We start from the raw sequence: 13443 nt of genomic DNA on the forward strand, positions 1-13443 counted from the left end.
AAGTTCGAGTTAAGATTTATACTCTAACATACGCTGAATGCTTCGTTCGGCTCGCTGGCGAATCGTCTCGGGTAGGTTAATCTCCCCGTAACCAATACGGAGAGAATAAAGGACCTTTTCCAGAGTTATTTTTTTCATGTCGGGACAAATGGCCTGTGCTGAAGCTGGATAAAAGTTTTTCTCAGGATTTTCTTTACGAAGACGATAGAGTATGCCAGCCTCAGTCCCAATGATAAATTCGCTTTTTTTGGATTGACCAATAAATCGCGACATTCCTTCAGTTGATTGAACCTCATCAGCTAAATCAATCACTTCAGGAAGACATTCAGGGTGAACAACAACCAACGCATCGGGATGGAGTTTTTTTTGAAAATGGACATGTTCAGGAAGAATATGAGCGTGAATTGGACAATCGCCATCCCAGAGTATAAATTGACGCCCAGTTTTTCTCGAAACATAATTGGCTAAATTTTTATCAGGAATAAAAATAATTTCTTTGGCATCTTTTAATCCATCAGTAACGATCTTTAGGGCGTTGGCCGATGTACAGCAAATGTCACATTCAGCCTTAACATCTGCAGTTGTATTCACATAGGCAAGCACCGTTGCTTTGGGATGTTCTGATTTAAGCTTTTTAACTTCTTGAACGGTAATGGTATCTGCCATTGGGCAACCAGCATTTTTCTCGGGAAGGAGCACAACTTTATTCGGAGAAAGAATTTTGGCGGTTTCTGCCATAAAACGAACACCACAAAAAACGATGATATCAGCATCAGTTTGGCTGGCTTCGATGCTCAAACCCAAAGAATCCCCTAAAAAATCCGCAATATCCTGTATGTCTGGGGGTTGATAGTTGTGAACTAAAATAATTGCATTTTTCATTTTTTTTAATTCTTGAATTTGTTGGATGATCGCATTCATCGCAAAACCTCCTTAATGATTCCTCCTCCGATTGCGATTCCTTCACGAGTGTACCATACAACTGATTGGCCAGGGGTTATATTTTCCAATTTATCATAAAAAATGACCTTTATTTCATGGTTTATTTTTTCTAACATGCACTGATGTTCTTTCTGGGAATAACGCGTAACAGCAAAAATTTCCTGGTCAGGGATTCCATCGACTAAATAATTCACCTGAGTAGCGATCAGAGCCATGGCTTGTAAATCTTTTTTTTCACCAACTATTACGGCATTTCGAGAAAGATCGATATCGACAACATAAAGAGGATGCGAATTACTGAGTCCTAATCCTTTTCTTTGGCCGATAGTATATAGATATATTCCATCGTGGTGTCCAAGCACTTTTCCTTGGAGATTAACGATTGGACCTGATAAATCCAGATGAGAACGGTTTTTAAGGAAATCACCATAACCACCCTGAGGAAGAAAACAAATATCCTGGCTCTCGGATTTTTCATCCATTTGTAAATCAAGTTGATCAGAAAGAGATTTAACCTCTTCTTTGGTGAGATGAGCTAATGGGAAAAGAATTCTATCAAGGGTTTCCCGAGGGATGCCGTATAAAAAATAAGTTTGATCTTTTGAACGGTCCCGGGGTTTCCGTAAAAAAAATTGATTGTTGATAAAATCAATTTGAGCATAGTGTCCGGTGGCAAAATAGTCAAAACCGTTTTTCATGGCATAATTAAACAGAAAACCAAATTTTATCAACCGATTACAGATTACACACGGGTTGGGAGTTCTTCCTGATAAATATTCTTTTATAAAAGGCTTTACGACTTCCTTTTCAAATTCGGTGCTTATTTCAAGGGTTTGATGAGGAATCTCAAGAATTTCACATATCCTTTTCGCATCAATTAACCCCGAACCAGAACGTGGATCGTTAGACGAGCCGTGAATAACTTTAAAAGACATGGTCATCCCATGAACCTGATATCCTTGTTTTTTTAAGAGGAAAGCAGCAACCGAAGAATCGACTCCCCCACTCATAGCAATTAATATTTTTTTTGTTTTCACGTTAACTCCCTGATTTTAGGTTCTTCATTCATACTGCCAGAACGATATCCCTCAAGGTCTAAGGTAACCCATTGATATCCTAAGGATTTCAATCTTTCGACGATTTGGCGACGATAGTCACAAATTCGAGCAAAATTTTTATTGGACAAGAGTATTTCAATTCGAGCAATTGGATAATGATCCCTTACCCGGAATTGGGAAAAACCCAGTTGGTTAAGGAATAATTCTGCTTTTTCGATTCGACTCAAATGTTCAGAAGTTATATCTGTTCCATAAGGAATGCGGGTAGCTAGACAAGAAAACGAGGATTTATCCCAGGTTGGTAAGTTCTTTTCTTTCGATATTTGACGAATTTCTTCCTTGGTAAAACCAGCATCCACCAAGGGGCTTTTAATTCCCATTTCTTGAATAGCTTTTATTCCCGGACGAAAATCATTTAGGTCGTCGGTGTTTGAGCCTTCGATGATGAGTTGAAAATTTTTCTGATTGGCCACTTCTTGAATAGTTTCAAAGAGTATTTTTTTACAAAAATAACAACGGTTTGGTTGATTTCGAATAATTGAAGAATATTGAAGAAGGTTTATCTCTTGAACTATTAAGGGAAGATTCAGTTGGCTGGCGGTCTTGAGAGCGCAGCTTTTTTCGCTTTTTGGCAAAAAGGGGGTATCGATAAGAATTCCACTGGTTTTGTCTCCCAACACTTCATAACTAGCAAAGAGCAAAAAAGCACTATCAACACCACCGGAATAGGCAACCAAACAATTCTCGAGGTCATTTAAAATTTGTAGTAAATTATCGTATTTAGTTTTAATAATATTATCCATGAATCTCTTTACCAAACTGATAAATATCGTTCTCCAGTGTCAGGAAAAATAGCCACAATCAACTTCCCTTGATTTCCCTTTCGTTTTGCCAATTGAAGTGCTGCCCAACCGGCAGCCCCGCTTGAAATGCCAACATGGATACCTTCGACTTGAGCAATGCTTTTTGCCGTTGAAAAGGCGTCTTCATCTTCAACGGGAATAATTTCATCGATTAATTCTCGGCGTAGCACTTCAGGGATGAAGCCGGCTCCAATACCCTGGATTCGATGAGAAGCTGGGGCTCCTCCTGATAATACTGCTGATTTTTTTGGTTCAACAGCAACTACCCTGAGGGACGGCTTTCGATTTTTTAAAACTTCAGCGGTTCCCGTGAGGGTTCCTCCGGTTCCTACTCCGCAAACCAAGATATCAATAAGCCCATCGGTATCAGTCCAGATTTCTTCAGCAGTTGTTTCCCGATGAATTTTTGGATTGGCAGGATTTTTAAATTGCATTGGCAAAAAAGAATTAGCATTCCCTTTTGCCAATTCTTCAGCTTTTTTGATCGATCCTTGCATTCCTTCTTCTGAGGGAGTGAGAACGAGTTTAGCACCGAACCAGGAAAGAATTTTTCTTCTTTCGACGGATACGCTTTCAGGCATGGTGAGTATTAATTTATATCCTCGTTGAGCACAGACAAAAGCCAAGGCGATACCAGTATTCCCGCTAGTTGGTTCGACTATCAAGGTATCTTTACTTATAGAACCATTTTTTTCAGCTTCGTTTATCATTGATACTCCAATACGATCTTTCACGCTTCCACATGGGTTAAAGTATTCGAGTTTGGCAACTACCTCCCCGGGGAGATAGGCGCCCAATTTAGAAAGACGAACTAAAGGAGTATTTCCTATGAGCTGAGTAATATTTTGGGCAATTTTCATACAACTCTTCCTTTCCATCAAGTGGATAATCTACCATAATGGTATCACTCTGAACTAAGATTGGTGAACAAGCTATTTTTGAGGAGTTTTTTGAGTATTTTGGCGAATAAGTTTAATAGGAAAATTTTCAATCCGGTATTTTTCTATTTGATTTAGTGATAAGGTTATGGGTTGAACCATTTTTGGCGATGAATAGTTTTGATGCTGTATTTTAATATTAAGTGGTTCGATAAGAGAAGAAGAATAATAAGCGATAATGCCTGAAGCAAGTTGTTCAGTATAGAAGTCGATTATTCCCTTTCCCAGGCCAGTTGGTCCTTTAGTATGGGAAGGAGTAAAAACATAGTCTTCTGGTTTAGCTTGGCTAAGTAAAGCCAAATTATCTTTTTCATTCCGGCCAACTAAAAGCTTGAATTGGTTACTCAGTCGAAAATATCTCCCTAATTTTAAAAGTTCTATATTTTCCATCGTCAGTTCATCATGGATAAGCAGGTCATAAACTCTTCGAGCAAAAATCGGATCGGTGAGAAGACATCCACCGGCTGGGGCTGGATAATCATTAATTCCCAATTTTTGAGCTAAGGCAAATTGAGGTCCACGAATGCGGCCGGAAAAGTTATATAGCTTATCCCGATCAACCCACCCTTTTTGTTCGGGAATGGTTTCTTGTAATAATTTCGCTGAAAGGGGCCTTAAAATTAAGCCTTTTAAATGAGAATCTCGGTCGATGATACTCAACCCCCATAAGAATTGAGATTTTGGTCTCTGAGAGAGGACCTCGCCAGTTACAATAAATGAAGCCCTTTTTTCCTTCATGACTTCATGAGCTTGGGTAATCATTAAAATTTTACAATCGATACATGGATTCAAATTTTTACCAAAATCATATTTTGGGTTTCGAAGAAGGTCTAAAAAGTTTTCTTTCAGTTCTATTTCCACCAATTCAATGCCCATTTTTTGAGACATGGTACGGGCATAGTATTGTTTTTCTTTCATTTTTTTATTATTGGCAAAGGGATTAATGAAGTTAACAGCAATGACTTCGATGCCTTGATCCATAATGATTTGAGTTGCAAGTAAGCTATCAAGGCCTCCTGAAAATAACGAAACCGCTTTAGTCATAAAATAACACCTCAAAAGAATGGAATGTTTAATTCGAATTGATAAAATACTCGTTGATTCAAAAATATTCGGATGCATAAGACAAATAAAAGTTGCCCCCTCACCCTGACCCTCTCCCACGGAGGGGCGAGGAAAAAAGAATAAAAGAATTCATAGTTCCTTCTCCCTTGATGGGAGAAGGTGAGGATGAGGGTGAAAGCCCAGAATAAGATCCTGGTTAGTTGTTCTAAATGAGTTATTTATAAAAAATCGTTCATGAATTTTTAGGATAGATGTTACTAATATTATAAAAACACTAATATTATAGGTTTTATACTAAGGTTGTCAAGAAAGACGGTTGGGAAACGGGTGAATATTGTCTATAATATGATTAAAAAAATGAGTAAATGGAGCAGATCATGACATGAAAATTAAAGAACTTCCTGATTTTGATCGACCTCGTGAAAAATTAGAAAAATTAGGACCCAAGGCTTTATCAAATCTTGAACTCATTGCCGTACTTCTTGGGAAAGGAACTCGGGCGAAAGATGTGTATCAGCTTTCTAAAGAAGTTCTTGAGTGTGTGGAAAATGATTTTGAAAAATTAAACTTTACGACACTGATGAGAATAAATGGGTTAGGAAAAACTCATGCTTGCCAAATTCTCGCTGCATTTGAGCTCTCTCAAAGATATTTATTTCAAGATGGCATAAAAATACAAAATGCGAGTGATGTTTATAAATTGGCAAGCGATTTAAAAGAGAAAAAGCAAGAGTATTTTGTTACGCTTACTTTAGACGGAGCCGCTCGACTTATCCAAAAAAGAGTGGTTTTCATTGGAACATTGAACCAAAGCTTGGTTCATCCTCGGGAAGTATTTGCCGATGCCATTGCAGATCGTGCTGCTGGGGTTATTTGTGTTCATAATCATCCATCCGGTAATATTCAACCCAGCCGTGAAGATATAGCTGTTACCAAAAAACTTGTTGAAGCGGGAAAAATTATCGGTATTCGGATAATGGATCATGTTATTATTGGAAAAACAACTTATTTTAGTTTCCAAGCCGGCGGTCTATTAAATAATGGAGAGCATTAAAGCTAAAAAATAGAGAAATTTTTAATTTGCCCATTTTGGAGGAACAGTATGTTAAAACCAGGTAAAGTTGAAGAGATTGAAGGAGAAAAAGCTTGGGTTCGAATGCAAAAAGGAACGAGCTGTGGAGAACATCATTGTCCTTTGAGTTCAACGTTATTGAATGACTCAGGAACTGATTTTTATAAGGTATTAGCAAAAAACGAAATATCGGCTTCGATAGGTTCCAGTGTCATGGTCGAGGTAAAGGACGCCCTTGCCTTAAAAATATCTTTTCTGATTTATCTCATGCCAATTCTTCTGGTTTTAGGTACGTATCTTATAGCCAAAGCTTTAACCTCTCAAGTTATGTTGATCGGGGCTGTTACCATAATAGCCATATTTATCTCAATCATAATATTGAAAAAGGCTGATAAACTTATTCAACCAGAGTATTCAATAACCGGTTATCTTCGAGATGATGATTGTTCCCAATGCCCATTTAAGAGCAAAAGAACCAAAGAAGAGGAAAAAGATACGCAAGGTCAGTAAATCTGATTAGCGAATAACGACGGTTTCCTCACTACTTCCTGTATATTTTGCCATGAGAACAATTAACAGGATGGACAAACCGAGTACAACAGTCGAAATCGCATAAACTTCAGGAGAAAGACCAAAACGAAGCATGCCATAAAGATAGATGGGAAGAGTATTGAAGGTACTGGTAAGGAAATAAGTTATGATGATTTCATCAAAAGACATAGTAAAAGCCAGTAGTGCCCCCCCAATCACTGCTCTTTTGATCATGGGAAAGGTGACATATATAAAAGCTTGAAATGGATTGGCGCCTAAATCCATGGCAGCATTTTCTAAATTCCTGGAAAGACGCGCTAAACGAGCTAAAACCTGAAACATAACAACTGGGGTGGTAAAACTCATATGCCCAAGGATGACCGTCCACATTGACAGCTGAAGCTTCAAATTGAGAAAAAATATCAATAAAGAAAGCCCAACAATTATTCCAGGGAGGATGATAGGAAGCATAGCCAGAGTGCGGAAAAAGTCTTTTCCCTTAAATTCAATTCGGTTGAGAAAAAGCGCCCCAGATGTTCCCACGATTACTGCAAAAAGAACTGCCAACCCTGAAACTTGAAGAGAGTGAAAAAGCGAGTTTAATAGATCTTTGTTTTGGAAGAGTCTCATATACCAATCAAAAGTTACTCCTTCAAACTTCATGGTTGATCGAGAGGAGTTGAGTGAATAAACAAAAACCACCAACAAAGGAAAATAGAGATAAAAATACACAAAAGCTCCGTAAATACCCAAAAAGGGAAAAGGTTTACCTTTTCTTTTTAAAGTCGATGTTTTGTTCATTATTCTAAGAATCCTTCTGATGAGCCGAATTTTTGTGAAACCAGCAGGATAAACACTGCAACTGTAAACATGATAAAGCCCAATGCTGCTCCTAAAGGCCAGTTATAAGCATAACCAAACTGAGTGACAATGAGATTACCGAACATCATTCCATTCAATCCACCAAGTTGTTGGGGAATAATATAATCACCAAGTGCAATAACAAAAGCAAGAGTAAAACCACTGATTACTCCAGGCATAGAAAGTGGGAGAATGACATGAAGAAAGGTATGAAAACTATTAGCGCCCAGGTCGGCAGAAGCATCTAAAAGATTTTTGGGGATTTTTTCCAAAGAATTAAAAATTGAAATAAATACATAGGGTAAGGCAATATAAATGAGAGCGACATAGACAGCAAAGGGACTGTAGATAAAAATGGAGAGTGGTTCATCGATAATTTTTAATGAAAGGAGGATAGTATTGAGGACACCCACTCGTCCTAATATTGTTCTCCAGGCAACGATCCGTACCAGATAACTTACCCATAAAGGGACAATGACCAACATATAGAGTTGGTTTCGAAAGTGTTTTACTTTTCTTGAAACCAAATAAGCCAAAGGGTATCCCAATAAAATTGAAGTAAGAGACACTAAAAGCGCTAAGAGGAGGGTTCGAAAGAAGATAGGAAGGTAGATTGGATTTATAAAAAATTCTAAATAGTTTGCCAGACTAATTTTTTTAACCACCACAGAGCCTTCTTTGATATAGAAACTGGTAATCAACATGATACAGATTGGAATGATGATTAATAAAAACAGCCAGGTGGTTATAGGGACACCTATCCAGATTTTGGAAAAAAAGGAAGATTGCCATCTTGTTTTTGCATTCGATTTAGTTGTCAAGGTTGGTTTCATAATCACATACCTTTTTACATTCCTTTAAATAAGTAATCACATCATCTTTCTGAAAACCAATAAAAAGCTGATCACCTATTTTTTTATTATTAAATTCCGAAGCGCTTTCTATCAAGCGAATTTCAGACTGTCCAAATTTGAGGGTGATTTCATAATCAGTTCCCCGGAAAACAATTCTATGGATTGAAGCTTGGAAATGATTTTCGAATTTATTCTGAAACTCACTATCGCACACTTTATCTAAGCATATTTTTTCCGGCCGAATGCAGGCAACAACTGAATCCCCTTTTGAAAAAGTTCCCTCAAAACGTGTACTGAGAATCGGCTTGCCATCTACATCGATAGTGACTGAATTTTCTCCTTTTTGGACCACTTGACCTTCAAGAAAGTTCATATCACCAATAAAACTGGCAACAAAAGTGGATGCAGGAGAATTGTAAATTTCATCAGGAGTACCAATTTGGTGGATTAATCCGTCTTTCATGACACAGATTCGATCCGACATGGTGATTGCTTCAGTTTGATCGTGAGTTACATAAATAAAGGTGATATCCACATTTTTTTGTATATCTTTTAGGACTTTTTGCATAGCAATTCGAAGTTTAAAATCTAAGGCCCCCAAAGGTTCGTCGAGTAAAAGTGCGCGAGGACGATTAACCAAAGACCGTGCCAAGGCGATACGCTGACGTTGTCCCCCAGAAAGTTGTTGAGGATAACGCTTGCCAAACCCGGTCATATTTACCAAAGAAAGAGCTTCTTCAATCATTGCTTGAGCGCTGGAATATTTCACCTTTTTCATTTTCAATGGGAAGTAGATATTTTCTTCAACGGTCATATGAGGAAAAAGAGCATAATCCTGGAAGACCGTGTTCACATTGCGCAAATGAGCAGGTTTATAAGTAACATCTTCTCCGGCTAAGCAAATTTGTCCTTCAGTGGGTTCTTCTAGCCCGGCGATCATACGTAATGTGGTGGTTTTCCCACAACCAGATGGTCCAAGCAAGGAAAAAAACTCTCCATGATGGATCTCTAAATTAACATTTTGAACAGCAGCAAAATTACCAAATTTCTTGGTAATCTGAATAAGTTGTATCTCTGTCTCTTGGTTGTTCATTCTAAACCTCGATTGAGAAAATGTTTGGTTTATCTGTTTATTGAGTTTACTTTTTACGCAATCCAGGAATTGACCAGAAAATTTCAATTTACTAAATAAATCTATTTTTTTAATTTATCAATTCGAAAAAGCAATGAAATTTTTGCTTAAAAGGCCGAAAGAAGGGAACAGTGAATATTTTCTGATTTCTTTCCACTGTTCCCTTGCCCCTAATTGTTTACTGGGTAGCCTTGACTTCATTCCAGAGGTTTACCCGAGCTTCAAAATCCTCTGGGCTTTTCATTAAAAAGACCGGAACTGGAACGTTATCGATATCATCATAGTTACACATTTTAACGATATCAGGGTCGATAACTTCTTTGGCTGCAGAAGTAACCGCTCCAAATCCCATATACTTAGCTAGTTCTTTTTGAGCGAAGTCTGATAACATGAAGTCAATCCACTTATGTGCTAAATCTGGATTTTTTGAATCTTTTAAGATAACCCAGCCATCAGCCCAAACATAAATGCCTTCTTTTGGGGTAAGACGACCTACGTTCATTTTTAGCTCATCTCGAAGGTAAAGGACAAGACCGGAATCATATCCCGATACGCTCAGGTTGGTTTCACCAGAACCAAGAACACTTTTCTCTGAATCAAATCCAACGGTTAATGTACGCAAGTTTCTTTTAATTTCTATTAGTTTTTCTTTAACTTGCTTAAATTGATCTTCGGTAAGGTTGTAAGGATCGGGGAAACCAAGAGCTATAGCTGCAACGACAACATTGTTATTCGCTTCATCGGTGATTGAAACTTGACCTTTGTATTTGGGGTCCCATAAGACTGACCAAGTACTGGGCAATTCACCCACAGCATCTTTATTATAAACAACGTTATTCGAACCCCAAACGAACGAAACATGATATGGTTTTCCATCGAATACAATGAAGTCGATATCTTTGAATTTTTGACTTACCTTATCCCAATTAGAAATTTTGCTCAAATCGATTGGTTGAAGAAGATTATTTTCGTAATATCTTTGAACTGAACCACAATCAATGGAGACTAAGTCATACTGCCCACCACCAGCCGCAGCTTTGGTGAACATTTCTTCAACCATGCCAGAATAGGTAGCGTTTACTTTAGCGCCAGTTTGTCTTTCAAATTCCTTGACCCAAGCATCTTCGGTGTAACCTTGGAAACAAAGAATGTTCAAAGTTTCCTGGGCTTGGACTAAGTTGAATAGTAGGCTGACTGCGAGAAAAACCGTGATTAAAAAAAGAGTAAAAAACTTTTGTTTAAACATTAAATTTCCCTCCTGTTTAGAAAATATTTTAAACATATTAAACACCTAATAAATTTTAAAAGATACCCACTCCCTCATTTTACTACATTGAATAATATTGAATCTTATTCAATGAACAGAAATATTCAAGCTCCTTACGAACATCACCATAGCCGGCCATCCAATGATGTCCGATCCCTTGAGATGCAATTTCTTCATTCAAATCTTCTAAAGAACGTTGAAAGCGCACTTTAAGAGGATTTCCAGGAAATTCCATCCCACACTCTATTGCCTCTCCGGTTAGCGCTGACATTCGAAAAGTTCCCCTCCTCCCTACTAAATTAACCAGAGTGACAACACCTACCCGAGCTGGAAATAAAGCACACACTCCCTGATTGAGCAAGCGAACTGGTGAAAGCTGTATTTGAGAAGGATCATTTGCAATGCTAAAACCTCCTGAACCACAATGAGAAAATAAAATTGTTTGAGAAATTGGATCTGGATATAGGAAATCAGTATTGTGAACCGGTTTTCCGGTTAAGTTAAAAAGGATTTTCATAGTTACAGTGTTATTGACGTCTCCTTCACAACCGCCAACTATTCCCTCTTCGGCAAGGAGCGAATAGGCCAGGCAAATTTTTCCCATATATCGTGGGTAGCATTTTATACATATACCTTCTAAACCATATTCATCAATTAATTTTTTTAAGCCGAGATAATAACTGAGAGCCTCAATACCAGCTTGATTATGAACCGTTATTTTCCCGACTTTTTCCCCAATTGCCGTCCAAAGTTTAGAAGCGGTAAGTTGGTCGGTATTTTTAACTGATTCAATAAGCTCATCTTCATCTAAGTTCACGATACGAACACCAGTTCGAGCCTTAATTTCTAGCTCATCGTAAGCAATTTCGGTCATTCCCTTTACCCGTCCGCCAATGACTCCAATACGAGAATGTCGAAGATGATTTCTCAGGGTTACCGCCATTCCAATTTCTCGAATTTTTTGATGGACTTTGACGTCCTCTGGCTCTCCGTAAACGAAAAAATAGGGTTTTTCTAATTCTTTTAAAACACAACAAATTTGCTGAACGCCACATAATGAACCAGTCTCAACAGCCGGTAAAGCCCAAAGAACCACTGGTCGATTATAATATTCCAAAAAATCAAGCAGATGATGATCTTCGCTCCAAGTTCCTACTCCTACGCAGAGGAGATCGAAATCATGATTGGCGAAAAACTCAACAGCATTTTGAACGGTATGGAGGTCATAGAGAATATCCAGATTGGTTATAACAGGAGCAATAGTTTCCAGTTGGTTTTTCATTCTTTGCAGAATCGATGGAGTTTCTGAAAAACCAACTTCTAAGGGTCCTGCTATTCCAATTAATCCAATCCGGGGCGTCATAGTTTTCTCTCCTTTTTTATTTAATAATGAAATTAAACAATGCTAACTACTGGAGGCCTAATTTTTTTTCATACTGGTTGATAATAGATTGAATTGCTTTTTGTTTATCTTGAGGCAGTGGATTTTGACAGCCACCGAGAAGGATGGAAGATACCAAATCAGAGGCTTTTTCAGTTGAATTTTTTGATCCTTTTTGCTTCCAAACTTCATAATTTGCTCCATTTGAGACATCTAGAGGGACATGTTCCCCACTTCGTAGATGATGAAGGGTGTGCTCCGAAGTGAGATATTCACCTCGTGGTCCGACTTGAAGAATAGTGTCAAGAGCAAGCGTATCTTTACTTATTTCGATTCCTTGACGGAAACGTTTGGCAATTCGACACATCTCATTGTCCATAACCAGCTGCTCCAGGCTGATAGACATTCCTGTTCCAAACATTCCTAAATTGACAATCATGTCGTTAGCGCCGATGATACCGGCAAGGGTTGAAAGCATTTTTTCCCACGCAGCCTGTTCGTCATGTAAATTGGCATCGTTGTCCGGTGCGGTTGTATGACTGGGAATGTTGTAATAGTGTGCCATTTGGGCACCAGCAATCCTAAGCAGAGAGGACTCGGGCCGCCCAATGAGGACGTTGGCTTGCTTCATTTCATAAGTTGTCCACGCTGCACCATAAATAACTGGGGTTCCAGGATGAATCAATTGCGATATTACTACTCCAGAAAGGACCTCGGTATTATGAATTGTTAACAACCCAGCTAAAGTGTAAGGAGCTGTTACCCCCGCAATAGGTTGAGGAAGAAGGTCGAGGGGAACTCCCTCCTGAGCAACGATGTAAAGAGCTTCCACTGCTCCCTTTTCCCAATAAAGAGGACTGGTGGTTGAGAGTTGGCTAATCATTGGAGAACAACCCTTCAAATTCGTTTTGCCGGTTATAACTTTACCCATTTCGATAACTGCCTGATTGATTATTTCGCTTTCAGAAGAAAAAAAGATCGGTTTTTTGGAATTTTCAAGAATTGCTTGAATGGCATAAAGGAGGGTGGTTTGTGGGGTTACATCTTGAGGCATAACCGGCACTCCCACCATATCAACTTCGGAAAGTTTATCAGAAAGGATGGCAAAACTCTCAACGTCTTTAACGGTTGAATTACGACGTTCTCCGGTTTCGTTTACCAGGACGAAAACTGCGTTATGACCACTAACGCAATACTGTTTTCCATCCCCTAAAATAAAAGCAAGATCACCATCTCGCTGGAAAATGGGGATTTGGTTAGGGAGGGCTGATAAACACTTCTCGATTAAAGAAGAAGGGAATTTTACTCGTTCATGTTCAAAGTCAACCAGACAACCTTTTTTTTGCAATAAGTCAAGAATTTTTTTACTTTCGACACGAAGACCAACCGATTCAAGAATAGCCAAGGAATTTTCATGAATTGCCAAAATTTCATTTTCAGAAAGAACCTTTAAATCGGTTAATTGCATAAATTCTCCTT

Annotated in this window: 13 protein-coding genes; 2 read left to right on the top strand and 11 right to left on the bottom strand. The window is 38.4% G+C overall.

Translation table 11 applies throughout. The features are described 5' to 3' along the window. Positions 1-9: 9 nt before the first annotated feature. The 5 genes from nadA to RT761_RS04830 form a co-directional block, all read right to left on the bottom strand. Positions 10-921: a quinolinate synthase NadA gene (nadA, locus tag RT761_RS04810; protein WP_218112941.1), complete on the bottom strand. Its 912-nt coding sequence runs from the start codon at positions 919-921 to the stop codon at positions 10-12. Further along, positions 918-1979 carry a tRNA 2-thiouridine(34) synthase MnmA gene (gene mnmA / locus RT761_RS04815; RefSeq protein ID WP_218112942.1) on the bottom strand — a complete coding sequence of 354 codons (1062 nt, stop codon included), beginning with the start codon at positions 1977-1979 and terminating at the stop codon, positions 918-920. The genes nadA and mnmA overlap by 4 nt, the downstream gene beginning before the upstream one ends. Beyond that, positions 1976-2803, bottom strand: a complete 828-nt coding sequence (larE, locus tag RT761_RS04820; RefSeq protein WP_218112943.1) for an ATP-dependent sacrificial sulfur transferase LarE — start codon at positions 2801-2803, stop codon at positions 1976-1978. The genes mnmA and larE overlap by 4 nt, the downstream gene beginning before the upstream one ends. 8 nt (positions 2804-2811) lie before the next feature. Next, a complete protein-coding gene (gene cysK / locus RT761_RS04825) occupies positions 2812-3723 on the bottom strand; it encodes a cysteine synthase A (protein WP_218112944.1) in 912 nt (303 codons plus the stop codon). A 72-nt stretch (positions 3724-3795) separates the two neighbouring features. Next, positions 3796-4845 carry a 7-cyano-7-deazaguanine synthase gene (locus RT761_RS04830; protein WP_218112945.1) on the bottom strand — a complete coding sequence of 350 codons (1050 nt, stop codon included), beginning with the start codon at positions 4843-4845 and terminating at the stop codon, positions 3796-3798. A 403-nt stretch (positions 4846-5248) separates the two neighbouring features. Between RT761_RS04830 and radC the strand changes: the two genes are divergently transcribed. Further along, complete coding sequence (radC, locus tag RT761_RS04835) at positions 5249-5920, top strand: RadC family protein (protein WP_218112946.1); 672 nt, start codon at positions 5249-5251, stop codon at positions 5918-5920. A gap of 48 nt (positions 5921-5968) precedes the next feature. Then, on the top strand, positions 5969-6448 hold the full coding sequence (locus RT761_RS04840; protein WP_218112947.1) for a SoxR reducing system RseC family protein: 480 nt from the start codon (positions 5969-5971) through the stop codon (positions 6446-6448). A 6-nt stretch (positions 6449-6454) separates the two neighbouring features. Here the strand turns inward: RT761_RS04840 and RT761_RS04845 are convergent, their stop codons facing one another. From RT761_RS04845 to RT761_RS04870, 6 genes are all read right to left on the bottom strand, one after another. Continuing rightward, positions 6455-7270 (bottom strand): ABC transporter permease, encoded by an 816-nt coding sequence (locus RT761_RS04845; protein WP_218112948.1) that lies wholly within the window; start codon positions 7268-7270, stop codon positions 6455-6457. Further along, the gene (locus RT761_RS04850) at positions 7270-8163 is read right to left on the bottom strand and encodes an ABC transporter permease (protein ID WP_218112949.1); all 894 of its coding nucleotides are present in this window, start codon (positions 8161-8163) and stop codon (positions 7270-7272) included. The genes RT761_RS04845 and RT761_RS04850 overlap by 1 nt, the downstream gene beginning before the upstream one ends. After that, entirely contained in the window at positions 8141-9277 is a 1137-nt protein-coding gene (locus RT761_RS04855) for an ABC transporter ATP-binding protein (protein ID WP_218112950.1), read from the bottom strand. The genes RT761_RS04850 and RT761_RS04855 overlap by 23 nt, the downstream gene beginning before the upstream one ends. 217 nt (positions 9278-9494) lie before the next feature. Next, positions 9495-10562 (bottom strand): ABC transporter substrate-binding protein, encoded by a 1068-nt coding sequence (locus tag RT761_RS04860; protein ID WP_218112951.1) that lies wholly within the window; start codon positions 10560-10562, stop codon positions 9495-9497. An 82-nt stretch (positions 10563-10644) separates the two neighbouring features. After that, the gene (locus RT761_RS04865; RefSeq protein WP_218112952.1) at positions 10645-11946 is read right to left on the bottom strand and encodes a hypothetical protein; all 1302 of its coding nucleotides are present in this window, start codon (positions 11944-11946) and stop codon (positions 10645-10647) included. Between the two features lie 46 nt (positions 11947-11992). Beyond that, the gene (locus RT761_RS04870; protein WP_218112953.1) at positions 11993-13432 is read right to left on the bottom strand and encodes a trimethylamine methyltransferase family protein; all 1440 of its coding nucleotides are present in this window, start codon (positions 13430-13432) and stop codon (positions 11993-11995) included. Between the last annotated feature and the right edge of the window lie 11 nt (positions 13433-13443).

This window comes from Atribacter laminatus (genome assembly GCF_015775515.1).
Taxonomy (GTDB): Bacteria; Atribacterota; Atribacteria; order Atribacterales; family Atribacteraceae; genus Atribacter; species Atribacter laminatus.

Bases quoted from the DNA above. Each gene is read 5' to 3' on its own strand.
- larE (WP_218112943.1), bottom strand. From the start codon at position 2,803: ATGGATAATATTATTAAAACTAAATACGATAATTTACTACAAATTTTA.
- RT761_RS04860 (WP_218112951.1), bottom strand. From the start codon at position 10,562: ATGTTTAAACAAAAGTTTTTTACTCTTTTTTTAATCACGGTTTTTCTC.
- RT761_RS04870 (WP_218112953.1), bottom strand. From the start codon at position 13,432: ATGCAATTAACCGATTTAAAGGTTCTTTCTGAAAATGAAATTTTGGCA.
- RT761_RS04865 (WP_218112952.1), bottom strand. From the start codon at position 11,946: ATGACGCCCCGGATTGGATTAATTGGAATAGCAGGACCCTTAGAAGTT.
- cysK (WP_218112944.1), bottom strand. From the start codon at position 3,723: ATGAAAATTGCCCAAAATATTACTCAGCTCATAGGAAATACTCCTTTA.
- RT761_RS04850 (WP_218112949.1), bottom strand. From the start codon at position 8,163: ATGAAACCAACCTTGACAACTAAATCGAATGCAAAAACAAGATGGCAA.
- RT761_RS04830 (WP_218112945.1), bottom strand. From the start codon at position 4,845: ATGACTAAAGCGGTTTCGTTATTTTCAGGAGGCCTTGATAGCTTACTT.
- RT761_RS04845 (WP_218112948.1), bottom strand. From the start codon at position 7,270: ATGAACAAAACATCGACTTTAAAAAGAAAAGGTAAACCTTTTCCCTTT.
- RT761_RS04840 (WP_218112947.1), top strand. From the start codon at position 5,969: ATGTTAAAACCAGGTAAAGTTGAAGAGATTGAAGGAGAAAAAGCTTGG.
- nadA (WP_218112941.1), bottom strand. From the start codon at position 921: ATGAATGCGATCATCCAACAAATTCAAGAATTAAAAAAAATGAAAAAT.
- radC (WP_218112946.1), top strand. From the start codon at position 5,249: ATGAAAATTAAAGAACTTCCTGATTTTGATCGACCTCGTGAAAAATTA.
- RT761_RS04855 (WP_218112950.1), bottom strand. From the start codon at position 9,277: ATGAACAACCAAGAGACAGAGATACAACTTATTCAGATTACCAAGAAA.